The organism is Hyphococcus sp. D3-15 (assembly GCF_055809375.1).
The window spans coordinates 2,281,965-2,308,709 of the sequence record NZ_CM147910.1 but is presented as its reverse complement, the minus strand read 5'-3'; the positions used below and the strand labels follow the sequence as shown (position 1 = coordinate 2,308,709).

Sequence of the window (26,745 nt, the reverse complement as noted above, 5' to 3'; positions counted from 1 at the left end):
TAAGCTGATGCTACTCTGACCAGTGTTCGGCGCGCCTATGCACAGATGCATGTTTCAATATGAAACAGCTTCACGGCCGCACCGCGCGGGCTATCGGCGTAAAAACGTCGCAGCGATGTAAAACACCAGCCCGGCGCCAATCACGCCGAGCGCGAACAACCCCTCCGCCGGGCGGTCGATCAGCACATAAGCCAGCGTCCAGCCGGTCAGCGCCAGATAGATCAGCGGCGCAAAAGGATAGAAAGACACGCGGTAAGGCCGCTCAAGCGACGGCTGGCGCCAGCGCAGGACAAACAGTCCGAGCACGGTGACGAAACTGTTCAGCGCGACGGCGAAACCGGCGAAAATCAGCACCGATTGAAAGCTAGAAGTCAGGATGAAGATGATCGCCAAAAGCGACTGGAAATAGATCGCCCGCGACGGCACGCCCGCTTTGTTTGTCCTGCCGAGCCAGGCGAGGATCGGGAAGTCCTCGCCGATGACATGCAAAACCCGGGGCCCGGCAATCGTCATGGCGCTGACGGTTGAGATCAGCAGCAAGGACAAGACGGCGCCGGTCGCGCGCGCCGCGCCCTCGCCGAACAGATGCGACGCAGCGATATACCCAATCTCGATCTTGCCTTCGAGCGCATCCATCGGGGCGGCGTTCAGGAAAACAAAATTGAGCGCCACATAAAGCGTCGCGACGATCGCCGTCCCCGCAAACAGCACCATGGGAAGCGATTTTTGCGGCTCGCGGATTTCGCCCGACAGATAGGTCGCCGCATTCCATCCCGCATAGGCGTAGCTCACATAGATCAGCGCAATCGCGAAGGAGCCGGACATGAGCGGCGAGACATCCTCTACCGATGGCGCAAAGCGCACATTCGCCCCTTCCCCGCCCAGCCAAATGCCAGCCGCGCAGAAGGCGAGGATCACCGCCACCTTGAGGATGGTGAAGACCAGTTGCGTGCCGCCGCTATTGCGCCGGTTGGTGGCGTGAATGACCATCAGCGCCGCGACCAGCGACACCGCGAGCGCTTTCGCAGTCCATGGAGGCGCGCCCTCGCCCATGCTCGCTGAGGCATAGGCGCCGAAGGTCATGGCGGCGAGCGCGGTCGGCGCGGCGAAGCCGATGGTCGAGGAAATCCAGCCCGACACGAAACCGGCGGCGGGATGATAGATCCGCGTCAGGAAATTATATTCGCCGCCCGAGCGCGGCAGGGCGGCGCCCAGTTCGGCGTAACTCATGGCGCCGCACAGCGAAGCAAGACCGCCCGCCGCCCATAACAGCAATAGCAAAAAACCTGAGCGAAATTCCGCGACCTGAAAACCGAGACTGGTGAAGACGCCAGTGCCGATCATATTGGCGACGATCACCGCCGTCGCCGTGCGCGCCGTAAATTTGTCGCCGCCCCCCATCATGGGCGTCAGCTTGCTTTATCGCTGAAAATCATAAAACGACCCCATAGCGAGCAGGTCGGTCAAGGCCTGCATCGCGGCGAGACTTTCCGTCATTAATTCGGGGTCTGCAAGGTCGTCCGGGGTCAGGCGGTCGCGATAATGCGCCTTCACCCAATGTTCGAGCGCCGTGATGCGCGCATCATCGAGAATGAAATTCGGGTTCGCGGCGCTGGCTTCTTCATCCGAAAGCACAACGCGCAACCGCAGGCAGGCCGGGCCGCCGCCATTGCGCATGGATTCGCGCACATTCTTGTAGATGATGCGGTTGATCGGATTGTTCTTCGCCAGCGTGTCGTCAACAAAGGCTTTGACGCGGGCGTTTTCCTCCGCCTCGGCGGGCAGTAATAGCGCCATCTCGCCGCCGGGGAGCGTCAGAAGCTGCGAATTGAAGAGATAGGATTTGATGCAGTCGTCGAGGGAGACATCCTTCGCCGGCGCCTCGATGATCTCCACATAAGGCGCCGCCTCGCGGATCGCCTTATAGGCGGCTTTCGGGTCGGCGAAGCTTTGCGCATGCAGGAACAACACGGTTCCGTTGGCGACGCCGACCACATCATTGTGGAAGGCGCCGGCGTCGAGCGCGGCTTTCGATTGCTGCACGAAGACGGTTTGCGCAGGATCAAGCAGATGATTACGGGCGACCGCTTCGCTGGCGACCTTCTTCTGGCGCGCGGGGAATTTTTCACCGTCAAGGCCATAGACGAACAGATGCACGCCCTTGTCGCCATGGTTTTCGCAGAGGCGGCCATGGTTCGCCGCGCCCTCATCGCCAAAATGCATGGCGCCGGGCAATGGCGGGTGATGGACGAAATATTTCTCGTCCTTGAAAATATGGGCGAGCACGCGCGCGGTCGTGTCCGCTTCAATCGACCGGTGAAAATTTGCGGCGAGATTGGCGGGCGTGAAATGCGCCTTGCCGTCTTGCGTGTCCGGCGACGGCGCGACGGTTCCCGCATTCGCGGTCCACATGGGTGAAGCGGCGTAACAATTGGCGAGCAATTGCGGCTCGGCCTTCGCCGCCTTTTCGATGATCTGCCTGTCGGTTCCGGCAAAGCCTAGTGCGCGCAGGGTCTTCAAATGCGGGCGATCCTGCGGCGGCAGGAAGCCCTGCTTCAGGCCCAGCGCCATCGCCGCGCGCATTTTGGCGAGCCCTTGCAACGCCGCCTCTTTCGGGTTCGACGCCGCGCCGGCGTTTTTCGCCGACGCCAGATTGCCGAAGGAGAGCCCCGCATAATTATGCGTGGGTCCGATCAGGCCGTCGAAATTGTATTCGTTATATCGAGTCATATCTCTCAACCGCTCATCCCTGCGAAAGCAGGGATCCAGAATAGTCACAGATTAAGCGTTTCATACAAATCCACCCAATCGGGATTTTCTTTCTCAATCAGTTCTATCTTCCATGCTCGCTTCCATTTTTTCATCTGCCGTTCACGAATGAACGCCGCTTCACGCGTCTCATGCGCTTCATGCCAGACCAGAAGCTTTACGCCGTATTTCGATGTAAATCCTTTGTAGACATTTTCTTTGTGCTCCCAAATTCTCTTGCCAAGGTCATCCGTAGAGCCAATGTAAAGCGTGCCATTCCTTTGGCTCGCAAGAATATAAACCCAGAAACACTTCTCACCGGGATAGGCCATGTTGGTCGTTTCCCTCCACAGAAACTCAACATTCTGGATCCCTGCTTTCGCAGGGATGAGCGGGGAAAGGTTTCGTAAACGCCACTATCCAGTCGAAATTATATTCAGCGTAGGTCATTTTTGTTTTTCGATCCATCATCAACTAGAGCGCGCAACATTTTCAGAACAACTTCTCTTTCTGAATCAGCCAACTCCGTCCAGATTTTGACGATATCAACTTCTTCTTCGGGGCCACGAAACATCAAATCATAGGAAGTGCAATTTAGAGCTTTCGCCAAGATATCCAAATCTGCAACGTTGAGGTTTCTTACGCCACGCTCCCACCTAGATACCGTATCATCACTCTTGCCGATAATCTCGCCAAGCTCAGCGCATGTAAGTCCGCGAAAGAGTCGCCATAGCCTAATGTTTGCAATGACTCGCGTTCCGGTCACCTCCAAACTCCGCATAGGACGCCTAAATTGGCATCGACGATCACTTAACCCCTACCTGCCCCTCCGGCATCGCGAGCAATCCCTCGCCTTCCATGCTCGCGACCGGATAAGCGCAATAGTCGGCGGCGTAATAGGCGGACGGTTTGTGATTGCCGCTGGCGCCAATGCCGCCAAAGGGCGCCGCGCCTGACGCGCCCGTGGTCTGACGGTTCCAGTTGACAATGCCGGCGCGCGACAGCGCCAGGAATTTCTCCCATTTCGCCTTGTCGTCGGTGAGGATGCCGGCGGACAACCCGAAGCGCGTTTTGTTGGCGCGGCGGATTGCTTCGTCGAAATCCTTGACGCGCCAGACCTTCAGCAGCGGGCCGAAATGTTCTTCATCGGGCACGCTGTCGCTCAAGGTAACGTCGATGATCCCCGGCGAGACAAACGCCTTGCCCTCATCGATGACGGAAAGATTCTTGATCGGCACGCCGTCGCTATCGAGCAGTTGATCGAAAGCGCGTTCCAGCCCTTCAGCGATTTTCGGCGAGATGACCGGGCCCATGAACGGTTGCGGATCGTCAAACGGCGCGCCAATGCGCAGCCGTTCGGTAAGTTTGGCGAGCGCCAGCAACGCCTTGTCGCCCGCCGCGCCTTCCGGCACGATCAAGCGGCGCGCACAGGTGCAGCGCTGGCCGCTGGTGAGGAAGGCCGATTGCACGACCGTAAAGGCGGCGGCGTCCACATCATCCACGTCCCACCAGATCAGCGGATTATTGCCGCCAAGCTCCAGCGCCAGAATAACATCGAGCCGGTCGGCGAACATTTTATGGATCGCAAGGCCGGTCTTGGCGCCGCCGGTAAACAGAACCCCGTCCACATCGGCGCCGGTGAGCGCCTCGCCGGTTTCGCGTCCGCCCTGCACCAGATTGACGACGCCTTCCGGCACGCCCGCCTCAAGCATGCGCTCGACGATGAAGGCGCCCGGCCCCGGCGTCATTTCCGACGGTTTGAACACGACTGTGTTGCCCGCAATCAGCGCCGGCACGATGTGCCCGTTCGGCAGATGCGCCGGGAAGTTATAAGGCCCGAGCACTGCCATCACGCCATGAGGCTTGTGCCGGAGCATGCCGCGCGTCGCGCCGGTCGCGGTTTCTTTCTCGCCGGTGCGTTCATGATAGGCGCGGATCGAGATATCGACCTTGCCCGCGACCGTGGCGGCTTCGGTTTTGGTTTCCCAGAACGGCTTGCCGGTCTCGCGCGAAATCAGGCGCGCCAGTTCTTCGCCGTCGCGTTTGATGATGTCGCGATAGCGCTCCATTATGGCGATGCGTTCCGAGAGCGGGGTGAGCGCCCATTTTTCAAAGGCGCCGCGCGCCGCGCTGACCGCTTCATTGACGTCATTCTTGGTCGCCGCCGCGCCGGTCCAGATGGTCTCGCCGGTTGACGGGTCGAAGCTTGAAAATTCCGCGCCCGCGCCATCGCGCCATTTGCCGTCGATCAGGATTTTGTTTGTCATTGTTTCACCATGCTACTGCGCGAATCTCATCGCCCGCTTTAACGCCAAGCGCCTTTGCCGCGTCGTCCGAAATCGTCATGACATCGCCGTCGATTTTTCCGTGACCGCGCGCGGCGCGGAAACTCTGCAGCCGCCCGGCGCCGATCAGTTGCATCGGCGCATCGCCCGGTTCGCCGATCTGCACTTTATAGACCTTGCTTTCTTTCACGGTTTTGATGTCTTCGATGTCCGCATCCACCAGCGGCCCGCCGTCAAACACGTCGATATAATTGTTAAAGGCGAAGCCTTCGCCCAATAACATTTTATATGCGGGAAAGGCGCTGTCATGGGGCTTGCCAAGCGTATTGCGCGCCGCCTCCGGCAACATCGCCACATAGATCGGGTGGCGCGGCAGCAAGTCGGAAATGATCTGATTGCCGAGGGAGGAGTTGGCGGAATCGGCCTCCTCAAACTCCATGTCAAAAAAGTTCTTGCCGATCGCTTCCCAGAAGGGCTGCTCCCCATCCTTGCCGCGCCAGCCGCGAAGCTCCGCGCAGACAGGGTTTGCGATTAACTCGCGATGCTGGGCAATGAACAGATAGCGCGCGCGGGCGAGAAATTTGCCATAGCCGCCGCCGCGCGCATCGGGCGACAGGAAAAGCGAGCCGACTTCCGACGCGCCGGAGAAATCGTAACTTAAAACGAGCTGGCGCTGTTCGAACCGTTTGCGCAATTCCTTGGAGACATGCACCGCCTTGTTGATGCGGTAATTGACGAAACCATGCTCCAGCCCGACCGAGGAAAACACTGCGGAAAGACCGAGCACCTTGCCGTCCTGCTCCAGCACCATGGTGTAGACTTCACCGCCGGGCGCTTTTGCATTCTTTTCAAAACTCGCCGCAGCGAAGTCGATGCGCGGGCGCAAGGCCGCGGGGTCGGAAGGAAGATTGGTCATGCCGCCGCCCGATTGTTTGGCGAGCGCATGGATCGCGTCGAAATCCTCGCGCCGCACCGGGCGCATAAAGGCCAGCGACATCAGCTTTTCTCCGTCTCAAAGGTGCCGGGATTGGGGATCTCTCCGGCCGCAATCTTCAAAAGCAAAAGCGCGGAGAGTTTCGCGCGCTCGACCAGACTGTCGAGTTTGGCGAATTCCTGCGCCGAATGGATGTTTGCGCCCCTGACGCCCAGCGTGTCGATGACGGGAATGCCCGCCGCCGCAATATTGTTGCCGTCGCAGCAACCGCCGGTGGGCGCCCAGTCAATGTTGATCCCGAGATCGACCCCGGCGGCGCGCAGCGCCAGAAAGAATGCGTTCAATTGCGGCGTCATCGGTTTTGGCGGGCGGGTAAAACCGCCTTCAAGCTTCGCCGCATATCCGTCGCGCCCGTCAATATCGGCGATCAGCGCATTTGCCTGCGCCAACAGCCAGTCGGAATCGTCCGGCTGTTCAAGGCGCACATTGAAGCGCACCACCGCCAGATCGGGGACGACATTGTTCGGACCGCCGCCATCGACCCGCGCCACATTGACAGTCAGGCCTTCGCGCCCGCCCGACAATTTGTCGATGCCGGAAATGAAATCCGCCGCCGCCGCGATGGCGTTGCGGCCAAGATGGTGTTCGCGCCCCGCATGGGCGCTCTTGCCGCGAATGACCGCCGCGAAATTTCCGCTGCCCTTGCGGGCGCCGGCCAGCGTGCCGTCAGGCAGCGCCGGTTCATAGACGCAGGCGAATTGCGCGCGCCTGGCGGCTTCGGTCAGCATATGCGCCGAACCGATAGAGCCAATCTCTTCATCTGCGTTGATCAGCACTTCATAGCCGATGCGATCTGCGAGCGATGAATTTTCAATCGCCAGCAGCGCGTTGAGCATGACCAGCAGGCCGCCCTTCATGTCGGCGGCGCCCGGCGCGTTCAGCGTATCATCGTCGAGAAATTTTTCGCCCTGAAACGGATGATCCGGGGCGAACACCGTATCCATATGGCCCGCCAGCAAGACCCGCACCGGCGCTTGCGGCCGCACCACAAGGCGCAGCATGTCGCCGACCGGTTGCTCGATCACTTCGCCTTCGCGGGTCACCACCTGATGCGGGCGCGACGGAATGGTTTCGATCTCCGCGCCCAGCGCCGCGAACCCCTCCGCCAGAGCGGCGTGCATCCGCTTCAGTCCGGCCAGATTGGCGCTGCCTGAATTGATGGCGCACCAGGCCCGCAGGGTTTCGGTCATGGGCGCGCGCCTGTCGTCGAGAAAGGCGAGATCGGCTTTATAGTTATGGTTGGTTGTCATAGCCAATGCACTAGCGATCCTTGCAAACCCCCGCAAGGGAGACCCCCATGGGGCCGCCGCTTCCGGTCGTTTCTTCCCGCCGCGAAGCAGCCTATAGTCTCCGGAAAGATAACCATTCCAGAAGGCGGATGCTGAAATTCATTGAAAAATTGCTGGCGGCGTGGACCGAAATGGCGCGCCGGGCCGGAGCCCCCCTGGCGGCGTTGATTTTGCTCCTTGCGGGCGCCTGCGGCTATTACGCGGCGACCCATCTGAAGGTGAATACCGACACGAGCGCCATGCTCGACCCGGAACTGCCGTTCCAGCAGCGGGCGGGCGAATTGCGCGATGCTTTCCCCCAGATCAAAAACGATGTCCTGATTATCGTGCGGGCGCCGACGCTTGATGAGGCGGACGCCTATGCGGGGGATCTGCGCGCCGCGCTGCTGGCCGACAATACGAACTTCACCGAAGTCTTCGCCCCTGCCGCCGATCCGTTTTTCCGCAATAACGGATTGCTATATCTGACGCAGGACGAGCTTGAATCCCGGCTGTCGCAAATGTCGAAAGCCGCCGGGCTGATCGAAACGCTGATCAAGTCGCCGACGCTCGGCACCTTGTTCACAACCCTCGCGGATAATGACAAACTCGCCGAACGCTCCGACCTTGGTCAGGAAACCCTGCAACTTCTCTATGCGGAATTGGCCGGAGTCGCCGAAGCCAGTCTCGCGGGCGAACAGCGCCCGTTTTCGTGGATGGGCGTTCTCGATACGCAAGCCGGGGAGGAAGAGGTTCACACCCGGCTGCTCTACGCGACGCCGGTGCTCGACTTCACCAAGCTGAAACCGGCCAAGACCGCGATCAACGCCCTGCGCGCAGACACAAAAGAACTCGACGCGAAGTATGGCGGGCGGGTGGAAACCTTTGTGACCGGCGATCCGGCCCTGCGCATGGAAGAGCTGGAAGCGGTGACCACAGGCATCGGCCTCTCCTTCCTGTTGTCTTTCGTGCTGGTCACTTTCCTGCTGCTCATTTGTTATCGCTCTCTGCCCATGGCGATCGTGACGCTGCTCGGGCTGATCGTCACCCTGACCGTGACATCTGCACTGGCGGCGATATTCATCGGCGAACTCAATCTTGTATCCGTCGCCTTCACGGTGCTGCTGGTCGGTCTCGGGCTCGATTTCGCCATTCACCTGCTGTTGCATTTGCAGGAACACCGCGCCGCAGGCCGCGATAATATGAGCGCCCTGCGCCGGACGGTGCATGAGGTCGGCCCCGCCCTCGCCCTCGCCGCGCCGACCACGGCGATCGCCTTCCTGTCCTTCGTGCCGACCAAGTTTGACGGCATCGCGCAATTGGGGGTCATCGCCGGCGTCGGCGTTGTCGTCGCGTTTTTCGTAACCGTGACCTTCGCGCCCGCCGCCTTGTTCATTTTCAAGGGCACGCCGAAACAGACCCAGAGCGGCGCAGTCCGGGGCATGTTCGACTGGATCGCCGGGCATGCCGGCCCGATCTCCCTGTTGACGATCGCGCTCGGCGTCGCGGCCCTGTTCCTGATGCCGCAAGTTCGCTTTGACGCAGACCAGATGGCGCTGCGCAATCCAAAGGCGCCGTCCGTGCAGGGGTTCAACCTGTTATTCGACAATCCCGAGACCGCGCCCTATCGCCTGAGCCGGCTTGTGGACAATGAAGCACAAGCCAATGAGACCGACAGCCTTGTCCGCGGATTGCAGACCGTAGACAGCGTGCGCGCCCTCTCCGATTTCATTCCCGATGAACAGGATGAAAAACTTGAGCTGATCGATTTCGGCGCGGGCACTTTGGTGTTCGCCCTCGACGCCGAACCGTCGTCTATCGAAGGCTCGGCTACGGCGGCAGGCATTGCTGCACTGAAAGCCCGCCTTGATGAAGCCTATACGGACGGACCGGCGAAGCGCCTTGCCGGACTGCTGGGCCAGCTCGAAGCCGACCCGGCCGCGCAGGCGAAAATGCAGGAAAATGTCTTTGCTTTCTGGCCGCAGCTTGTGGCGCAACTGCGCGACGGTCTGAATGCGGATTATGTTGAGCTCGAAGCCCTGCCCCCATCCTTGCGCGAACGCTATCTCTCCGCCGACGGCAAATGGCGCGTCGACATTCTTCCCAAGGCGGATGTGCGCGACTTCCGGGCGCTTGATGAATTTGTCGACGAGGTGGAGGCGGTCATTCCCGATCTCGCCGGCGGCGCCTATCAGGCGCGCAAGGCGGGCGAAACGATTTCAATCGCCATGCTGCAGGCGACGGGCATCGCCTTTACGGCCATCGCCATCTTCCTGTGGTTGCTGGTGCGCAGTTTCCGCACCGTGCTGCTCATGTTGTTTCCATTGGCGCTGGCGGCGGTGCTGACCTCTGCGACCGGCGTGCTGCTCAACATTCCGTTCAACTACGCCAATGTGATCGTGCTGCCGCTGCTGATCGGCATCGGCGTCGATAGCGGCATTCACCTCGTCTTGCGCAATGAGCAGGTGAAGGCCGGCGACGGCGTTTACGGCACCTCGACCCCGCGCGCGGTGTTGTTCTCGGCGCTGACCACGGTCGCCTCCTTTGGCAGCCTGATGCTGTCGCCGCATCGGGGCACCGCCTCCATGGGCGAGCTCTTGTCCATCGCCATCGCCTTCACCCTGGTCTGCACCTTGATCGTGCTGCCGGCGGCCTTCCGGTTTGAGGAAAAACGTGCGGCGAAGCGTGCTCACAAATCCTGACGGTACTTCCAGCGCGTAGCATCGCCGCGTCCTTCGAGACGCCCCCGATCCCTTCATCCTGAGGGCGTTCACGCAGTGAACGTGTCTCGAAGGGCGAAGGGAGGTCGGGGCTCCTCAGGATGAAGAGCGGCGATGAAGCGCCTCAAGCTGACAAAAAATACCAACGTATTTTCATGATGTTAGGGCATTTTTCAGACCACACGCATGAGCCTTTCTAACGCATTTGTCATTTGCCCGGCGGCGCATTGCTGGAATTCCGCCGCAATCGCCCCATATTGTTCGAACTTCATTCCCGCGCCGTTCGCGCGCACCCGCATTTCTTGAGGGCCTTACCCATGTTCATGTCCCGTGTCCGCGTTCTCGCCGCCTTGATCGCCGCGACCTCCGCCGTTCCCGCTGTCGCGACCGCGGCTGAGGAGCCCGCCGCCGCCGCCGAGAGCGCAGCGATTGACGGCGCTGTCGCCTTTGCGAAAGAGCTGACAGCCGGCGCCACGGCGGCGCTCACCTCCGACAAGTCAGAGGCAGTGCAGCTTGAGGAGTTCCGTCAGGTGCTGGCCGAAGGCATGGCGCTCGACGTGATCGGTAAGTTCATGATCGGCGACACCCGCAAATCCATGAGCGAAGCGCAGCTCGACCGCTACAATGCGGTGTTCCCGCTATACCTGACCAAGCTCTACGCTGAGCAGTTTCAGGACATTGTCGGCAAGCCGCTGGAAGTGGTTGAAGCCAAAGCGCTCGGCGCGCGCGACGTGATCGTCAGGACGAAGTTCGACCGCAAGGATGGCGGGCCGATCATGGTCGACTGGCGCGTGCGCGAATTGCGCTCCGGCGAGCGCAAAGCCATCGACATTATCGTTCAGGGCGTGTCGATCATGCTGGTGAAGCGCGAGGAGTTCTCGTCCTTCATCGCGTCGAACAGTGTTGATGCGTTGCTGGACCGGCTGGAGGAAGAAGCTAAATAAAAACGGACAACGCCATGTCGCCTCACAGCCCTAATGAGACGAAACTTGCGGAATTGTTTTTTCAAGACGCGCGAGCGGTCATGCTTGGCGACAAAGAAAGGATTGAATTCGATAGTCCGACCTTTCTGAAAATTATCGAGTACCCCGCCTCCCGTGCCCGATTCAAAGCACTGGTTCGCGAGCAATGCCAAAATAAAGAACTCCGAGATGTTATTGTGACATTTCTTGAAGATATTGCAGACGAAGAATCTGATCAGTCAGAAAAGCACGGAGCAAATGCAAAACTGCTCGATCAGTCGGTTACCGGGGTTGGGCTAGTTACCGCCGGCGCCGGCATTGCAGCAATTCTCGCTTCCGGTGGAGTAGGAGCTGTTGTGGTGGTCGCAGGCGGCCTTTTCAGCATTGGCGTCGGTGCCGTCTCGGCTGGCGCACAGCGGCAAAAATCAACCCAAAAGAAAGCTGATCTGCGCAAACTCAACCGATTAATAGATGACTTGAAAAACGCGTCTTAAATTGCGAGATTAGTACTATGATATTCGGAATGTCAGATTTTGAACTTTCATTAACCGTATTGGGCATGCTGGTTTCAGTTTGGTCAGTTGGGGCTGCTTTGTTTTTTAGCCTTTTAGCCGAACGCAGAAGCCGCACGGCGTTTGCACACCTTGTTTCCTCCTTCGCCGACCAAATTCGCACGCTATACCAACGCGAAGGCATCCATTTCATTATTCCCGCCGAAAACCATGCTGAGCGCCCGCGCCGAAAGTAACCAGAATCTAGCTCTTCCGTTCAAACACAAAATCCGCCGCGCCTTTAAGCGGCTCCGCAGCAGAACCGAAGCGGTCGAGATGGGCCTTGCAGCGCTCGACAAGCTCGGCGGCTTTTGACTTGGCGCCGTCCATGCCGAGAAGCTTGATGAAGGTCGCCTTGTCCATTTCCGCGTCCTGGCCGGCGGGTTTGCCCAGCGTTTCGGCGTCGGCTGTCGCGTCGAGAATGTCGTCGACAATCTGGAATGCGAGGCCGAGATCTTCCGCATAGTTCGTCAGCGCCGCGACTTCATCGCTTGAGGCTTCGCCGATAAGCCCGCCGCCAACCGCGGAGAAACGGATCAGGGCGCCGGTCTTCAGGCGCTGCAACTCCTCGATGCCCGTCAAATCGAACTCTTTCTGCTCGGCATAGATGTCGATCATCTGGCCGCCGACCATGCCGATCTTGCCCGACGCGCGGGCGAGTTCCAGCGCGATGGCGCAGCGAATATCGCCATCGGGATGGGTTTCTTTCTCGGCCAGAATCTCAAACGCTTGCGTCAGCAAGGCATCGCCCGCGAGGATCGCCGTCGCATCATCAAATTTCTTGTGCACCGACGGACGGCCCCGGCGCAGATCGCTGTCATCCATCGCCGGCAAATCGTCATGGATCAGCGAATAGCAATGGATCATCTCGACCGCGCAGCCGACGCGCACCGACCGCGCGCGCGGCGCGTCGAACATGTCCGCCGCGGCGACAACGAGGAAAGGGCGCAACCGCTTGCCGCCATCAAGCGCCCCCCAGCGCATGGCGTCTACGACCCGGCCAAGCGGGCCGTCGCGGGTTGGCAGGAAGTCTTCCAGCGCGGTCTCAACCAGTCCCGCCGTTTCCCGAATCGTCGTTTGAAAATCTGACATCGCCCCGCCTTCAACCCCGTCTTAACCGATCTGCCGAATCCCGGTCCGGCGCCGGGCCGGACCCATGCGGCTGATTAAACGGGGCGGGTCGAAAACGCCACCCTGAAAACCGATGCTGAAAGCCGTCGCCCGGTCGAGATCACCAGACCGGCAACACGCCATGGGCCTTGCCCATCTTGCCGCAATAGCGAACCCAGTCGAGATTTTCGCTGGCGTCAAGAATGAATGCGGCGTCGGAGGAATCGAGCCAGCGCGCGCCCCATTTTTTGCGCTTTGCGTTGTAGGTCGCGGCGACAAACGCTTTCGGATTGGCGACGCCTTCCTGCGACGCACGCATCACCGCCGCCTTGCGGAACGCATAGGCGCCTTCATGCATGGCGGTGATTTGCCGGTCCGGCTTGCCCTTGTCATCTGCTGAAATCGCGGTGACTTCAAAGATCGCAGCGCATTCCGCCATGCTCTCGGAAATCGGCTGGCTTGCGCTGTTTCCCTCGCCCGCCTGGGCGCAAGCGCCGAGCGCGAACGCCGCCATTCCCCACAACATAAACCGCATGCCCGCCTCCCGCTTAGCAGGGCTATTCAAGCGGGATTTGGTTGCCCAAGGGTTGAGCGCGAGGTCAGGATTGTCGCTTGGCGGTAAACCCTGTTCCCTCGCAGGCCGCACAGATACGGGCGATGAGGCCGCGTTTGCCGCGTCCGCCGCAATCGCCGCAGGCCTCACGCTTAATATCCGCGCCAAGAAAACTCGCCAGCAGGTCCATGGGCCGCCCCTCAACCGGCGCCGGAGCCGTGTTCACGGCGAATTCCCGCGCCGCCTCAAGGCGCGCCGCCGGGAACGCCGCCGCCATGGAAGCCCCTTCGCCGGAAATCCGGTGCAGCGTCATCATCAGATCGCGCTTCCAGGTCTCAAGCGTCATCACGAACTGGCCATGATCATAAGCGCCGACCACCTCAAGCCCCGCCATCAGGAAGAGGTCGCCATTGGCCTCAATCGAGGCCACCGAAATATGCAGATTGCGGTTAAGCGCTTCGATCATCGGCTCGCTCAGATCAAAACCGAGAAAACGGGCCAGAAAGCCCATTTCCGCCAGCTTGCCGGACCCTTCCGCCGTCTGCATCAGGGCGATGATGAAGTTGACGCCATTTTGCTCAACCCCATAGACCGCCAGCGGGCCTTCTTCGCCCAATTTGTGAAGCGCGCCATACTGGCCTTCCAGCGCGGCGAGGACTTTGTCCATGGGCCAGGCGCTGGCGTCCTGATTGCCTGAGAAAATGCGAAACATGCCGGACTGGCCCCCTCACTCGATCGTTACCCCGGCGCAAACGCTACACGAGCGCCGCCGGGCCGCCAAGACGGCGGCGATCATGCGCTAAACCTCAATGACAGCGCGCCCTGGCGGCTTGCGCCCCCGAAGCCACAAGCCGGCTGAATTTCGCGTAAGACTGGCGAGGTTCTTTTGCACTGCAGCGCAACTCACGATATAGGTGACAAATGAAAGCGCATCTGTGGGTCGCCGCCCCGTTGAAGACTGGGCGGAGCCGTGGAATATATTCGCTTTCGGGCAACTGAGTAAGGCCGAGGGGCGAGAAGCGATGACGACGAATAACAAGAAAATCAAAGTCGTTCTGGCTCAGCCGCGGGGCTTCTGCGCCGGCGTCGAACGGGCGATCGACATTGTCGAGCGCGCCCTCGAGAAATTTGGCGCGCCGGTCTATGTCCGCCATGAAATTGTCCACAACAAATTCGTTGTCGAAACCCTGCGCGCGCGCGGCGCGATCTTTGTCGAGGAAATTGACGAGATCCCCACCGGCGCGGTGACGGTGTTCTCCGCCCATGGGGTCGCCCGCAAGGTCGAGGACGGCGCCCTGGTGCGCGAGCTCGGCGTGATCGACGCGACCTGCCCGCTGGTGACCAAGGTCCACAAGGAAGGCCGCCGCTACGCCGAGAAGGGATATGACATCGTCCTGATCGGCCATATCGGTCATCCGGAAGTGGAAGGCACGCTGGGCCAGATCCCCGGCACGGTGCATGTGATCTCCGAACCGGAAGACGTCGCCGGCCTCGAGGTCGCCGATGCGGAGCGCGTCGCCTTCGTGACGCAGACGACTTTGTCGGTGAACGACACCAAGGATGTGATCGTCGCCCTGAAAGAACGCTTCCCGAAAATCGTCGGGCCCGATACGCGCGATATTTGTTACGCGACGCAAAACCGCCAGACCGCCGTCATCGCCATGGCGAAACAGGTCGATCTGCTGCTGGTTGTCGGCGCGCATAACTCATCGAACTCAAACCGCCTGCGCGAAATCGGCGAGAATTTCGGCATCCCCAGCCATCTGATTGAAGATGCGCGGATGTTCGACCCCGCCTGGCTCGAAGGGGTTGCAACGATTGGCCTCACCGCCGGCGCGTCCGCACCTGAAACGCTGGTGCAGGAAACCATCACCCGGTTGAAGACTTACTGCGATGTGACGGTCGAAACCCTCGACGGCGTCGAAGAGAACGTTCACTTTAAGCTGCCGAAAGAACTCGCCGACGTGCCGCGTCCGAAAGACGCCATGGAAGCCTGGGCCGTCAGCAACGCCTAACCAATACGATCGACCTGCATCAACAAGAACACTTCGGAGACCCGCAAATGTCAGTATCGCTTCATCAGCAAGTCCGCGTCGGCGCCTATGTAGCAAAACAGACTTTGCTCGGCCGGGAAAAATATCCGCTGGTCCTGTTTCTGGAGCCCCTCTTCCGCTGCAACCTCGCTTGCCCCGGCTGCGGCAAGATCGATTACCCGGCGCCGATCCTCAATAAGCGCCTGTCGGTGCAGGAATGTCTTGATGCGGTCGATGAATGCGGCGCGCCGGTTGTGGCGATCCCCGGCGGCGAACCGCTGATCCACAAGGAAATCGGCGAGATCGTTGCGGGCATCGTCAAGCGCAAGAAATTCGTGTCGCTTTGCACCAACGCGCTGCTGCTCGAAAAGAAACTCGACCTCTTTACGCCGTCGCCCTTCCTGTTCTTCTCGGTTCATCTCGACGGCCTTGAAGAAGAACATGACCACGCGGTGGACCAGAAAGGCACCTTCAAAATCGCCGTCAAAGCGATCAAAGCGGCGCAGGACAAAGGCTTCAACGTCAATGTCAACGCGACGATCTTTGACAATATGACCGCGAAACAGGTCGCCGATTATCTCGACTTTGCGACGGACCTTGGCGTCGGCATTTCGATTTCGCCGGGCTACGCCTATGAACGCGCCGAAGACAAGGAACATTTCCTGTCGCGCGAAAAAACCAAGAACCTGTTCCGCGATATTTTCAAAATCGGCAAAGAGCGCGGGCGCAAATGGAACCTGTCGCACTCATCGCTGTTCCTCAACTTCCTCGCGGGCAATGAAGAATATCTGTGCACGCCCTGGGGCTCGCCGACGCGCTCCGTCTTTGGCTGGCAAAAGCCATGCTACCTGCTCGGCGAAGGTTATGTCTCCAGCTTTAAAGAGCTGATGGAGACGACCGAGTGGGATCAATACGGCACCGGCAAATATGAGAAATGCTCAAACTGCATGGCCCATTGCGGCTATGAGCCGACAGCGGCCATGGACGCGGTGAAAAACCCGTTCAAGATGTTCAAGATCCCGAACATCTTCAAAATCCCGACCGAAGGCCCGATGGCGCCGGAAATCGATCTGACCAATGCGCGCCCGGCGGAAGACGTGCATGAAAAACTCGTCGAAGCCGAGATGTCAAAGATCGAAGCTGAGAAAAAGGCGAAGAAAGAGCGGGCCGAGGTCGCGGCGTAAGGTCTTCGTCGCGGCGGCGCTATCGCTGCCAAGTTTCATTAAATCCGGAAACTGTTTGGGGTCGCGTAACGCGGCCCCAAGTGTTTTTAGGACGCGCGTGGAACCGTCCGGCGCAACCGCGCCCAGCGCCGCTGGCGGCAGCGCCCGGTCCGCCGGGTCTGCAATGGCGCGAATGGCGAGAAACGGGGCGCCCGCATGCGCCGCCGCCCTTGCAGCCCCATGGCTTTCCATATCGACCGCGACCGCGCCGTGATTTTGAAACAAGGCCGATTTCTTCATCGCGCTGTCGATGATCTCGCCTGCGCCGAAGAGGGTTTTTAAAACATACCCTCCCCGCTCATTCCCGCGCAGGCGGGGATCCAGAGTCTTTTTCTTTACTGGGTCCCGGCTTTCGCCGGGATGAGCGGAGGTGATAGCCGCAAGCAAATATCTGTCAGACCCATAGATTGAGCCGTCATCGGCGATGATCGTCTCGCCGATGATGAGGTCGCCGGGCCTCAGCGCCGGATCGAGCCCGCCGGAAACGCCAACGGATATGATTGCGCTCGCGCCCTCGTTGCAGAAGTCCCGTGCAATCTCTTCGGCGCGCGCCGCATTGGCGCCGGAAACGCCGATGCGGATTTTAGACGCGTCGACGCTCGCCGACACCGCTTCCGCTTCGGATTTCAAGCCGCAAATGACGCCGATGAAAGCCATGGATTCACCTTCTGAATGCCTTCGCGGCCTAGCGCTGGCCCACCTTCATGGCGCTGAACGAGCATCTGCTCAGCACCTCAAACGCAACTTCCGGATCGAGCTGGGCCAGATAACTAAAATGCACGCGAAGGCGCCCTTGTTCATCCCGGAGATCACTCGGAATGCCCGGCTCATGACCAATCGGCCTTGCTCGCCATTGCCATTGCTGGGCGAGAACGGCGACCGGCTCCAGCGAGACACCGACCCATGTCGCATTGCCGCTGCCGATCGTAGGAAGATACTTCTGCTCTAAGATCGCATTAAATATCGCCGTCCAAGTCGGTTCAATTTTTACATGCAGCAGCTTTTCATGCGGCGCATCAAAATCGTCACCGGCCGCCACGCTATCTCTGGTGAGTCTGAGATCAAGTGCGATTTTCTTGTTACTCGCAAGCGAACCAAAAAGCTGAAACATGCTCATCACCTATGCCACAGAATAGCGCTTAAGCCTGCCGCGAGATGGATTTAAGCGCCAATTCAGCCGCTCGGTCGCCCGACCGGATCGATCCTTCAATCGTCGCGGGCACGCCCGTATCCGTATGGTCGCCGGCAAGGAAGAGGTTGCGCCACAGGGTCTCTTGCTTCAGACGCTTGCGCGCGCCAGCGGGCGACTGGTCCGGCGTCGCGCGTTTTTCGCGGATGACGCGCACGCGCTCATACTCCGTGTCGCCAAGATCAAGCGCCACTTGCGTTTCGCGCCAGATTTTCGAGACCACATCGTCATTAGGCAGATCATCGGTGCCGATCGCGTGCGAGGCGGAAGTGGTAAGGCTGATGACGTCGTCGCGCACAAAGGCCCATTGCCCGTCGGAACCGATCATCCCGATGAACGGCCCCTCGCCCAGCGCCCTTTTCGGGACCGGTTTGCCGAGGCGGTAATGAATATTCAAAATGCTGGCGTCGTCATCGGGTGGGTCCACATCGGGCAGCAAGTCCTTCAACCGCGTCGGCGGAATGGCGAAGATGACCTTGTCGCCTTCCTCCAGCGTCACAGTCTCGTCAGCAAAGTTGAGCGTTGTTACTTCGCCGCCTTCCATCCAGACGCTGCGCACCCGCGCATTGAGGCGCACGGTCCCGCCATGGGCGGTGATGAATTTCACCGCCGGATCGATAAAGGCATGGCCGAGACCGGTCTTGGCCGTCAGCGGAATGGACGCCTGCCCGCCCAGTAAAAATGTTTCGCGAATGACATGCCAGAGCATCTTCGCCTGTCCGATCTCAGGCGTCGTATTCAGGACAGCGAGCGTCAGCGGCTCCCAGAAGCGCTCATAGAGAACACTGTTCCTGTCGACCACATCGGCGACCGTCTTGTCGGCGCCGGCAAACGCAATCACGCCCGCCTTCACATAATCCATCACACCTGTATCGGGCACGCGCCATTGTTTGTCGAACACCCAGAACGGAATGAAGCCTTCATTGATGCGCACGGTCCAGCGTTGACCGGTTTTCACATCCACAAAGGGATACATGGCGAAGGGCGGGCCGGTTAGCGGGTCTTCCGCACCAATGCGGTTGAGATAAGACAGCGCCGACTTGTTGCCGGACATGATCAGGTGATTGCCATTGTCGATTTCGCGCTCAAGGTGTTTGTCATAGAATGTGCGGCAGCGCCCGCCCGCCTGGCCCGCGCCCTCATAGACCGTCACCGGCACATCATGTTCGATCAGGCGCACCGCAGCGGCGAGACCCGAAAGCCCCGCTCCAATGATATGTACACGGGTCATTGCGCCGGCGCCTCGCGGGTGAGTTTCGGCGCAATGAGCCAGCGGATAGCAATCATCGCTTTTTCAGCTTTTGAAATCGTCACCCGTGCTTGGCCATTGGCCCAGCCGCGCGCGCACATTTTATCGAGATAGCGCTCATAAACGCCCATCATCAACAGCGCCGGACGCAACACGCGCCAGTCGAGCGACTTTAACGCCGTGCGCGCGGCGGCGAATTTCGCTCGCGCCAGCTCGGCCAGTTCCGCGCGCACAGCCGGCAATCCCGGCGCGGTCGCAATCGTCTCCGGCGTCAGCGGGCATCCATGTTTTTCCAGTAATTCGCGCGGCAGATAGAGCCGGCCTTCTTCGGCGTCCTGCTCCACATCGCGCAAAATGTTGGTGAGCTGCAATGCATCGCCCAGCGAGATCGAAAAATCATCGGACGCCTTACCCTGCGGCGCGCCGAAAACCGGCATGGAAAGCTGACCCGCCGCCCCCGCGACGCGGCGCGTATAGGCGAGCAATGTTTCCATGGACGGCGCGACGATCGGACCTTCGGCGTCCATTTCCATGCCTTCAATCATCAACAGGAATTCGTCTTTAGACAGATGAAACTGTGTCACCGGCTCTAGCAAGGCGACGCCGGTCGGCGTTTGCGGCTCTCCCTTGAACAGGCGGTCGATCTCCGTGCGCCATGCGGCGAGGCCTGCGCGCTTTTCCTCGCGCGCGCCGCCTTCATCGGCGATGTCGTCCACTTCGCGGCAGAAGGCGTAAACCGCATACATGCCTTCGCGGCGCGGCCTGGAAAGGATGCGCATGCCCGGCCCGAAAGAGGTGTTCGACCGCTTCACCGTTTCTTCGGCGTGACGACGCGCGTCTTCCAGCGTGATGCTCGAAACATGCATGGGGGCGTTCATGGGTTTAATCCGCGCCCCTGCCCGCTTCGAAAAAACCGGCGACCGCCCCGCGCAGGCCAGCCGAAGCGAAGTCGAGTTTGCTGAGCGATACGCGCGTCGCCAGCGGGTCGCCCCTGCGAAGGCGCGTGATCAACCGGTCCGCAAGGCGCACAATGATCGCCGATTCCATGGCGAGATGTTTTGAGGCGAGCGCTGCGGGAAGTTTGCGCGCATCGAGCATCAACGCCTCGCAGCCATCGAGCATGCGGTCCATCACCGCGCGCAAGCCTTCGCTCAGGGCGGGCTTGTCGATGTCTTCAATGGCGCCGCGTTCTTCCGCCAGCCAGTCGGACAGCACATAGACCCGGTCGAGATCGCGTTTGTCCTCGCCGCAATCCTGCAAATGATTGACGATCTGCAACACCGTGCACAGCGCATCGGAATAGCGATAACCTGATTGATCCTCGCCATGCAGGTCGAGCAGATAGCGCCCGACCGGATTAGCGGAGAGCGCGCAATAGCCGAGCAATTCGTCCCATGTGGCGTAGCGATTTTTCTCGCAGTCCTGAATGAACGCCGCGATCAAATCCGAGCCATGTTTTGTGGTGACGTTTGTCTCCGCCATGCTGGCGCGCAGGGCGTAGGCCTTTTCATACTCGGCGCCGTAACCGGGCTCGCCGGTCAGCGCGCCGTCAAAAGCGCGCAGGCGTCTGATTTTCTCTTCGGGCGCCAAATCCGGGTTGTCGGCGATATCGTCAATCGCCCGGGCGAAATCGTAATATTTCGCCACATGGGGGCGCAGATGTTTCGGCAACAGGAAGGAGCCGACGGGAAAGTTCTCGTCCTTCGCCCCCTTGCCGGAGGGGGTTTCCGCGCCGCCCGGCGCGGAACTCGCGACAGGCGCGGCGGCGTTGATTTCCTGTGCACTGGACATAGCCCGCACCTTACGGATTTCGCTGACTTTTCCAAGGCGGAACACCGCCCGGAGCGGCGCTTTATAGCCGGCCCTTTGCGTATCAAGCGGGGCCGGGCTATCAGCGATGCATGTTGACCTTTATCGCATTTCTCGCGCTGGCCGCCTGGGGCTGGCTGACGCTCCTGCGGGGCGGCTTCTGGCGTGCGTCGCAATGGCTTGGGGATCCGTCTGCGCCGGCGCACTGGCCAGAAATCGTCGCCATCATTCCAGCGCGGGACGAGGCTGAAACCGTCGGCTCGGTGATCCGCGCCCATATGGCCGCCGACTATCCCGGCAAGTTCACCCTGCTGCTCGCGGATGACGGCTCGACCGACGCGACTGCGGATATCGCCTGCGCATCGGCGGCAGATTATAACCGCCCGTTTGAAGTCGTCACGGTTCCGCCCTTGCCCGATGGCTGGACCGGCAAGATCTGGGCGGTTGAGACCGGCCTTGCCCGCGCGCGCGAAATCGCCCCGGAAGCGAAATATGTTTTGCTGACCGACGCCGACATCGCGCTTTCCCGCGATGCGCTGTCGCGTTTGGTCGCGAAGGCGGAGAAAGAAAATCTGGCGCTGGCCTCGCTAATGGCGCGGCTCGATGCGCGCGGGCCCTGGGCGTCCTTTCTGATTCCCGCCTTCATCTATTTCTTCCAGAAGCTTTATCCCTTTCCGCTTGCAAACGACCCGGATGAAAATCTGGCGGCGGCGGCTGGCGGGTGCATGCTGGCGCGCCGCGATGCGATAGAAGCGATTGGCGGCGTCAGCGCGATAAAGGGCGCGTTGATCGACGATTGCGCCTTTGCAAAAGCGATCAAAGACCTGTCGCCGACGACGAAAATCTGGATCGGCCTGGCCAGCGACGAAGCGGTCAGCTTGCGCGACAATCGCGAGCTGTCGTCGATCTGGAATATGGTGGCGCGCACCGCCTATGCGCAGCTTGGATATTCGCCCCTATTGCTGGCGGGCGCCGTGTTTGGCATGGCGCTGGTCTATCTCGCGGCGCCGCTGATTATTTTAAGCGCGTTCTCCCATTGGAACTTCGCTGCGCTGCTTTACGCGGCGGGGGCGTGCGCGCTGATGGGCTACATCTATTGGCCGACCCTCAGGCTGTTCGGGCGCGCCCCATGGGAGGCCGCACTGTTGCCCGCTGCGGCCGCACTATATATGGCGATGACCGTCAGTTCGGCGTTGCGCCATTGGCGCGGCGAAGGCGGTCAGTGGAAAGGCCGGACCTACTAGGCCCCGCCCTTTTCAGGCCCAGACGTTTTCAGGTCTTGTGCTTTTCGGCGAAGGCCTTGGTCACGAGAAACACCGCACAAGGCGCCTCGCGCACCAGCTCCATGCTGGCGCTGCCCTGAAAAAGCGCGCCCCAGAAATTGCGTTGATGCGACCCGGTGACGATCACATCGGCGCTGATTTTCCGGGCATAGTCCGCAACCGCGTCCGGCGCTTCGCCGTCGAGCACCACGGCCTTGGCCGACGGCGCCATGCGTTCGGTCAATCCTTCAAGCTGGGCGACGCAATCCTTGCGGCCTTCACGGTGCTGATCCATCAGCGCTTCCGTCACGACGGCCGAATTGGCGCCAAGTTCGGCGGAAAAGCCCGGCGAGTTGGCGGCCAGCGGCGGCCATACGGTGACGATCTGCAATCCGGCGCCGTCTTTATGGGCGAGGCTTGCCGCAGCGCCCACTACGCCTTCCGCGAGATCATCATCAAGGTCAATGGCGGCGATAATCGACTTGAACTGCATAAGCATGCTCCTTTGTCTCTTGCCTGCAAGACACTCTACCTAAGCATCCCAAACCAAGATTAAACCACTCACGCGCAGGGCAATTTGATTATGATCAAACCGTCAGAATTCAAGCAAACGCTTGGGATGGCGGCCGTCTACATAGCCCATAAAGGGCGGATAGATTGAATAACCCAGCAATTCCTGCGCCCGCGGCGGCAGGTTTTTCGCGGTTTGCGGCGGCACGGCGAGCGACATGTTTTCAAGCGTTCTGGTCCAGCCCGCGCAATATTGCGGTGTAATGATCAGCCGGTCCTCATCAGACGTATTCGCGCCGCCGCGATGCCATAGCGTTCCCTTGGCGATCATCAGCGAACCGGCAGTCAGCACCGCTTTCATCGCATCTGCGCGCGCGCCCGGATTGCCCTCACGTCTGGCGGTCTTGGAAAAATCATCCTCTCCAATGGCGCCGTCGATGAATTCATCCGCCCACAGATGGCTGCCCGGCAGAATTTCCGTCGCGCCGTTGGTTTCGGTCGTGTCGGTGATCGCCCAGAAGGTGGAAACCCCCAGCGCTGGACGCGGGCGCGGCCATTTACAGTGGCTGTCGTCAAAATGCCAGGGTTGCGCGGTTTCGCCCGGATGCAAATTTATCGCGAGGCAGGCCGAGAGCAGGCATTCGCACCCGAGATCGGCCTCGACAAAGGCCATGGCCAGCGGATGAATCACCAGATCGGCGAAGACGGGCGATTTTCCCAGCATGGCGTAGACGCGGTTTGACTCGCGGCCTTCAAACTCGTTGCGTCCCTTGATGTTCTGACCGAGATGCGGCGCCAGCGCATTTTTGATTTCGTCCAGCTCGGATTGCGTCAGCACATTCTCGAAGATCACATAGCCGTCACGGTCGAACTGCGTGCGCCAGTCATCGAAACTGCGTCCGCCAAGCCATTTGGCAATATCGGCGTCACGGATGGTAAGGTTTGCGTTCATATCGCTCCTCGCCCCGCGATGATGACGCTTTTTTGTGACGGGTTAAACCGGTTTCAACAGTCCCTTGTCATTCGCCCAGTCCAGCATGGCCGCAAGCGCCGGTTCCGCAGGCGCCGCGCGCCAGTCGAGCTCGCGCGAGGCTTTTTCAGATGAGAACGAAACCTGCCGCCCGGCAAGGCGCACGCCGGTCAGCGGCGCCTTTGGCGGCTTGCGGGTAAATGTTGAAACCAACCCCGTATCAACAGCGCCGGCGGCGAGCGCGACCCAATAGGGCATTTTGGTTTTCGGCGCGGGGCGTCCTGACCGCGCTTCGATCAAGGACAGCAAGCGAACCATGGGAATATTCTCGCCCCCCAACAGATAGCGCGCGCCGCGCCGTCCGCGCTCGCGGGCTGCAATCAGCCCTTCGGCGAGACTATCCACCGGTACGAAATTCAAAATGCAGTCGATGTAAGCCGGCGTTTTTCCATTGGCGAAATCGAGGATCATTTGCGTCGGCGGCGTGATTGCGTCATCGCCCGGCCCGAGGGGTTCGGTCGGCAGCGCGATCACCGCGTCCAACCCGTCTTGCACCGCCGCCTCGACAGCGCGCTCGGCCAGCAATTTCGACCGCGGATAGAGGCCGAGCATGTCTTCCGGCGCCCAATGAAGGTCTTCATCCGCATTCGACGCGCCGATCGGCGTTTTCTCACCGACCAAAGTCGTCAGGCTCGAGCAATGCACCAGCCGCGCGGTCGCTTGTCTCGCCGCAGCAGCGACCAGCTTCGTTCCCTGATGATTGATTTTTTCAAACACCGAACTGTCGGGCGCCCAGAGCTGCGCATTGCCGGCCAGATGGAACACGCTGGCGACGCCCTCCATCGCGCTTGCAACCGCTTCTGCGTCCGTGATTGATCCTTGTACGTCATCTTCATGGGCGGGCGGCGCAAGATCAAAGCTCCGCACCCGTTCGCCGCGCGCGCGAAGTTTTTCAACCAGCGCCTTGCCGACAAACCCCGCGCCGCCGGTCACCAGCGTGACAGCGCTCATGAAGCCGCCTGACAGACCAGCAAGCCTTCATCGGTCACCGATCCGGCGGCGAGGCCTTGCTCGGTTTCAATCGCGACGGTGGCCGCGCTGAATAAGTCGCCCTTCGCGTCGTCAAACAAGATCTCGACCGCGCCGGATTCCGGCTCCGCCTTGACGATGCGCGCCGGGGCTTTGGCCATGCCGAATTTGCGGTTGACCATCAGCTTGATCATCGAAGGGTGGACCGCGGCAACGATGGCCCCATCCGCCGCGATGGTGAGATTATCCGGCCCGCCGGGAAGCGCGATGCGCGCATCTTCGGTGAACGCGTCGCCGCCAAGAAAAACCAGCGCTTCCTCTCGCGTCGCCGCCATCGCCAGCTTGTTATCTGCAAGACCAGTGATCCCGTTGGCGAAGGAGGCTTTTGAAAAAAGCTTCACCCCGCCGCGCTCGACGCCGCTGCGCTTTAGCCCGAAGACATTTTCCAGCGCGCCGCCAAAGCCGCAGGAGCCGTGATCGAAACTTGCGAGCGCGCCGTCCGCGTCTGCGACAACATTATTCGCGGCGCAATGCACCGGCTCGGGCTTGCCGACAAACACTTCGCCATTGGCGCCGATGCGCTGAAGTTGCGGACGCATCACCCATTTGCGCCCCTCGCGCAGATAGGTGCGGTTGATGAACAAGAGCTCGTGGTTCACCGCATCATAGGAAAGACCGTGCGGGTGCAATCCGCCGGTAAAGTCGGAAGGCGCCGCCAGCGAGGCGACGTTCAACGCCAGAACTTCCGGATTGAAAAGATCATCCAGCGAAACCGAATAGAGCCCGCCCTGCGGCAAAGCCTCGCGGCGCTTGCTCACGGCCTTTTCAACCGCGCGCCGGTCATAAGCGGAAATGAACAGGCGACCGTTATCTGCGTCGAGCGCGAAATCTTCTGCGCCGCGCAAGGCGTCGCCGCTCGCCACATCAATCAGGGCGACCCGTCGGCAATCACTGGCGGAATATTTTGCGGCGCCGATTTCTTCTTTGGCGCAGGAAGCCGCAAGCGGCGCAATCATAACAGCCGCCAGTTTACGCAGCGTTTTCCCCATGACGCGCCCCTTTGCCGTCTTCATCCCCAGCGGATTTCACCGCCTCGCGGCCCGGCCGCTGATAGTCCCATTTCTCGATAAAGGGCTTGAGACGCGCCTCTACTTTGGCCGCCGCTTCATCGGAATAGTCGAACTTATTCTTCTCGAAGCTCGCGATGGAGGCAAGATAGGATTCGAATTTAGGGCGGGCGGCGTCAAAGCCCGGCAGCGATAATTGCTCATAAATCCAGGCGATTGAGGCCAACGGGTCCGCATCGAGCTCGTCATAGCGCAGTTCCGCAAGCTGGCCGGGCGCCATGCCCTGCGCATCACGCAGATAGGCGGTCATCATGCGCTCATAGACTGACAGGATCGTCTCATCGATATCCACATGATCATATCCCTGCAGCGCGAACTGCTTCAGCAGCTTGGCGTAGAAATTCCGCATAGAGACGAAAACGTCATAGGGATTGCGGTGAATGTGAATGAATTTCGCATCAGGAAACATTTCCTTCAGCATGGCGAAGCGGCCCGTATAGACCGGGTTCTTGATCAGCAGCGGTTTCTCGCCCTGAAACAGATAGAGCTTGCGCAGAAAATAAGAAAACTGCTTGCGCCAGCTACGGATTTCCGCGGTCGAACATCCGTCGAAAAACAACCCGCGCGATACATTTTCCGCGAACGCCTTCGGGAAATAAATGCCGTGATAAAACGACAGATCCGACATATTGGCGATGGCGATTTCATCTTCCTGCGGGCTGGTCGGCGTCACCGGAATGTTGTCGATATAGCGGTGTTTGGGCAGCGCCTTTTCAAGCAGCGGATTGAAGACCCTGGCGATGCCGAATAGGTCCCATGGCAGCCCGGTCGCAACCGGCGGCACAAAACCCCAATCGCCGCTCTCGCACATGATGTTGTAAAGATGGGTCGTGCCCGAGCGCCAATGACCGAGGATGAACACCGGCGGCGGCATATCCTCAAGCCTCGGCAGCTTCGATTCCATGATCAGCTTTTCGGCGGTCGAAAACGGCCAGCGCCCCAGCCCGGCGAGCCCGATCGCCGCCCCGGCGAGCGGATGGCTGGGCAGGCCGGAACGGCCGATCACCGTCGCCAATGTTCCGAGATTTGCGCCGCTCAGTGGATGCGCCATGGAATGTTTCGCCTTTCGTCCTGTTGCCTTGATACGGGCTTAATCAGCGGGCATAGCGCAATCCTTCCGGACGGGCCAGAAGCGCGCAACCGGCAAATCGCC

Annotated in this window: 27 protein-coding genes; 7 read left to right on the top strand and 20 right to left on the bottom strand. The window is 60.3% G+C overall.

What is annotated here, in order from left to right; translation table 11 throughout:
• Window positions 1–90: 90 nt before the first annotated feature.
• From AC0L8G_RS11395 to AC0L8G_RS11365, 7 genes are all read right to left on the bottom strand, one after another.
• Window positions 91–1,404, bottom strand: a complete 1,314-nt coding sequence (locus AC0L8G_RS11395; RefSeq protein WP_473384317.1) for an APC family permease — start codon at window positions 1,402–1,404, stop codon at window positions 91–93.
• Between the two features lie 15 nt (window positions 1,405–1,419).
• Complete coding sequence (gene astB / locus AC0L8G_RS11390; protein WP_473384316.1) at window positions 1,420–2,730, bottom strand: N-succinylarginine dihydrolase; 1,311 nt, start codon at window positions 2,728–2,730, stop codon at window positions 1,420–1,422.
• A gap of 44 nt (window positions 2,731–2,774) precedes the next feature.
• The gene (locus AC0L8G_RS11385; RefSeq protein WP_473384315.1) at window positions 2,775–3,080 is read right to left on the bottom strand and encodes a GIY-YIG nuclease family protein; all 306 of its coding nucleotides are present in this window, start codon (window positions 3,078–3,080) and stop codon (window positions 2,775–2,777) included.
• 104 nt (window positions 3,081–3,184) lie between these two features.
• Window positions 3,185–3,514 carry a helix-turn-helix domain-containing protein gene (locus AC0L8G_RS11380; RefSeq protein WP_473384314.1) on the bottom strand — a complete coding sequence of 110 codons (330 nt, stop codon included), beginning with the start codon at window positions 3,512–3,514 and terminating at the stop codon, window positions 3,185–3,187.
• Window positions 3,515–3,554: 40 nt separating this feature from the next.
• Entirely contained in the window at window positions 3,555–5,015 is a 1,461-nt protein-coding gene (gene astD / locus AC0L8G_RS11375) for a succinylglutamate-semialdehyde dehydrogenase (protein WP_473384313.1), read from the bottom strand.
• A 4-nt stretch (window positions 5,016–5,019) separates the two neighbouring features.
• Window positions 5,020–6,030 (bottom strand): arginine N-succinyltransferase, encoded by a 1,011-nt coding sequence (locus tag AC0L8G_RS11370; RefSeq protein WP_473384312.1) that lies wholly within the window; start codon window positions 6,028–6,030, stop codon window positions 5,020–5,022.
• Window positions 6,030–7,277, bottom strand: a complete 1,248-nt coding sequence (locus tag AC0L8G_RS11365; protein WP_473384311.1) for a hydrolase — start codon at window positions 7,275–7,277, stop codon at window positions 6,030–6,032. Before AC0L8G_RS11365 ends, AC0L8G_RS11370 begins: the two co-directional genes overlap by 1 nt.
• Before the next feature lie 128 nt (window positions 7,278–7,405).
• On the opposite strand from AC0L8G_RS11365, the gene AC0L8G_RS11360 reads away from it, so the two are divergent.
• From AC0L8G_RS11360 to AC0L8G_RS11345, 4 genes are all read left to right on the top strand, one after another.
• The gene (locus AC0L8G_RS11360; RefSeq protein ID WP_473384310.1) at window positions 7,406–9,997 is read left to right on the top strand and encodes an MMPL family transporter; all 2,592 of its coding nucleotides are present in this window, start codon (window positions 7,406–7,408) and stop codon (window positions 9,995–9,997) included.
• Between the two features lie 335 nt (window positions 9,998–10,332).
• Window positions 10,333–10,959, top strand: a complete 627-nt coding sequence (locus AC0L8G_RS11355; protein WP_473384309.1) for an MlaC/ttg2D family ABC transporter substrate-binding protein — start codon at window positions 10,333–10,335, stop codon at window positions 10,957–10,959.
• Between the two features lie 14 nt (window positions 10,960–10,973).
• Window positions 10,974–11,471, top strand: coding sequence for a hypothetical protein (locus AC0L8G_RS11350; RefSeq protein ID WP_473384308.1), 498 nt, complete (start codon window positions 10,974–10,976; stop codon window positions 11,469–11,471).
• Window positions 11,472–11,500: 29 nt separating this feature from the next.
• Window positions 11,501–11,725, top strand: coding sequence for a hypothetical protein (locus AC0L8G_RS11345; protein ID WP_473384307.1), 225 nt, complete (start codon window positions 11,501–11,503; stop codon window positions 11,723–11,725).
• Between the two features lie 7 nt (window positions 11,726–11,732).
• On the opposite strand, the gene AC0L8G_RS11340 is transcribed toward AC0L8G_RS11345, so the two are convergent.
• The 3 genes from AC0L8G_RS11340 to AC0L8G_RS11330 all read right to left on the bottom strand — a co-directional run bounded on the left by AC0L8G_RS11340 (window position 11,733) and on the right by AC0L8G_RS11330 (window position 13,903).
• A complete protein-coding gene (locus tag AC0L8G_RS11340; protein WP_473384306.1) occupies window positions 11,733–12,620 on the bottom strand; it encodes a polyprenyl synthetase family protein in 888 nt (295 codons plus the stop codon).
• Window positions 12,621–12,759: 139 nt separating this feature from the next.
• Window positions 12,760–13,173, bottom strand: coding sequence for a hypothetical protein (locus AC0L8G_RS11335; RefSeq protein ID WP_473384305.1), 414 nt, complete (start codon window positions 13,171–13,173; stop codon window positions 12,760–12,762).
• A gap of 64 nt (window positions 13,174–13,237) precedes the next feature.
• Complete coding sequence (locus AC0L8G_RS11330) at window positions 13,238–13,903, bottom strand: hypothetical protein (protein ID WP_473384304.1); 666 nt, start codon at window positions 13,901–13,903, stop codon at window positions 13,238–13,240.
• 310 nt (window positions 13,904–14,213) lie between these two features.
• Between AC0L8G_RS11330 and ispH the strand changes: the two genes are divergently transcribed.
• Both ispH and hpnH read left to right on the top strand, forming a co-directional pair.
• On the top strand, window positions 14,214–15,206 hold the full coding sequence (ispH, locus tag AC0L8G_RS11325) for a 4-hydroxy-3-methylbut-2-enyl diphosphate reductase (protein ID WP_473384303.1): 993 nt from the start codon (window positions 14,214–14,216) through the stop codon (window positions 15,204–15,206).
• Window positions 15,207–15,253: 47 nt separating this feature from the next.
• Complete coding sequence (gene hpnH / locus AC0L8G_RS11320; protein WP_473384302.1) at window positions 15,254–16,408, top strand: adenosyl-hopene transferase HpnH; 1,155 nt, start codon at window positions 15,254–15,256, stop codon at window positions 16,406–16,408.
• Here the strand turns inward: hpnH and AC0L8G_RS11315 are convergent.
• Genes AC0L8G_RS11315 through hpnC form a run of 5 tightly spaced genes read right to left on the bottom strand, consistent with a single transcriptional unit; the run spans window position 16,352 to window position 20,676 of the window.
• The gene (locus AC0L8G_RS11315) at window positions 16,352–17,104 is read right to left on the bottom strand and encodes a phosphorylase family protein (RefSeq protein ID WP_473384301.1); all 753 of its coding nucleotides are present in this window, start codon (window positions 17,102–17,104) and stop codon (window positions 16,352–16,354) included. The genes hpnH and AC0L8G_RS11315 overlap by 57 nt on opposite strands.
• A 28-nt stretch (window positions 17,105–17,132) precedes the next feature.
• Window positions 17,133–17,564, bottom strand: coding sequence for a hypothetical protein (locus AC0L8G_RS11310; protein ID WP_473384300.1), 432 nt, complete (start codon window positions 17,562–17,564; stop codon window positions 17,133–17,135).
• A 22-nt stretch (window positions 17,565–17,586) separates the two neighbouring features.
• Entirely contained in the window at window positions 17,587–18,867 is a 1,281-nt protein-coding gene (hpnE, locus tag AC0L8G_RS11305) for a hydroxysqualene dehydroxylase HpnE (protein WP_473384299.1), read from the bottom strand.
• Window positions 18,864–19,763: a presqualene diphosphate synthase HpnD gene (hpnD, locus tag AC0L8G_RS11300; RefSeq protein WP_473384298.1), complete on the bottom strand. Its 900-nt coding sequence runs from the start codon at window positions 19,761–19,763 to the stop codon at window positions 18,864–18,866. Before hpnD ends, hpnE begins: the two co-directional genes overlap by 4 nt.
• 4 nt (window positions 19,764–19,767) lie before the next feature.
• Window positions 19,768–20,676 carry a squalene synthase HpnC gene (gene hpnC, locus AC0L8G_RS11295; protein ID WP_473384297.1) on the bottom strand — a complete coding sequence of 303 codons (909 nt, stop codon included), beginning with the start codon at window positions 20,674–20,676 and terminating at the stop codon, window positions 19,768–19,770.
• A gap of 110 nt (window positions 20,677–20,786) precedes the next feature.
• Here hpnC and AC0L8G_RS11290 point away from each other — a divergent pair, with 110 nt between their 5' ends.
• Window positions 20,787–21,938, top strand: a complete 1,152-nt coding sequence (locus tag AC0L8G_RS11290; protein ID WP_473384296.1) for a glycosyltransferase — start codon at window positions 20,787–20,789, stop codon at window positions 21,936–21,938.
• Window positions 21,939–21,966: 28 nt separating this feature from the next.
• Here AC0L8G_RS11290 and AC0L8G_RS11285 read toward each other — a convergent pair whose 3' ends face one another.
• The 5 genes from AC0L8G_RS11285 to AC0L8G_RS11265 all read right to left on the bottom strand — a co-directional run bounded on the left by AC0L8G_RS11285 (window position 21,967) and on the right by AC0L8G_RS11265 (window position 26,643).
• Window positions 21,967–22,449 carry a universal stress protein gene (locus AC0L8G_RS11285; RefSeq protein ID WP_473384295.1) on the bottom strand — a complete coding sequence of 161 codons (483 nt, stop codon included), beginning with the start codon at window positions 22,447–22,449 and terminating at the stop codon, window positions 21,967–21,969.
• Window positions 22,450–22,551: 102 nt separating this feature from the next.
• Window positions 22,552–23,418: a phytanoyl-CoA dioxygenase family protein gene (locus tag AC0L8G_RS11280; RefSeq protein WP_473384294.1), complete on the bottom strand. Its 867-nt coding sequence runs from the start codon at window positions 23,416–23,418 to the stop codon at window positions 22,552–22,554.
• A 42-nt stretch (window positions 23,419–23,460) separates the two neighbouring features.
• Entirely contained in the window at window positions 23,461–24,447 is a 987-nt protein-coding gene (locus AC0L8G_RS11275; protein WP_473384293.1) for an NAD-dependent epimerase/dehydratase family protein, read from the bottom strand.
• Entirely contained in the window at window positions 24,444–25,514 is a 1,071-nt protein-coding gene (locus AC0L8G_RS11270; protein WP_473384292.1) for a hypothetical protein, read from the bottom strand. Before AC0L8G_RS11270 ends, AC0L8G_RS11275 begins: the two co-directional genes overlap by 4 nt.
• The gene (locus AC0L8G_RS11265) at window positions 25,495–26,643 is read right to left on the bottom strand and encodes a sulfotransferase family protein (protein ID WP_473384291.1); all 1,149 of its coding nucleotides are present in this window, start codon (window positions 26,641–26,643) and stop codon (window positions 25,495–25,497) included. Before AC0L8G_RS11265 ends, AC0L8G_RS11270 begins: the two co-directional genes overlap by 20 nt.
• Window positions 26,644–26,745: the final 102 nt, after the last annotated feature.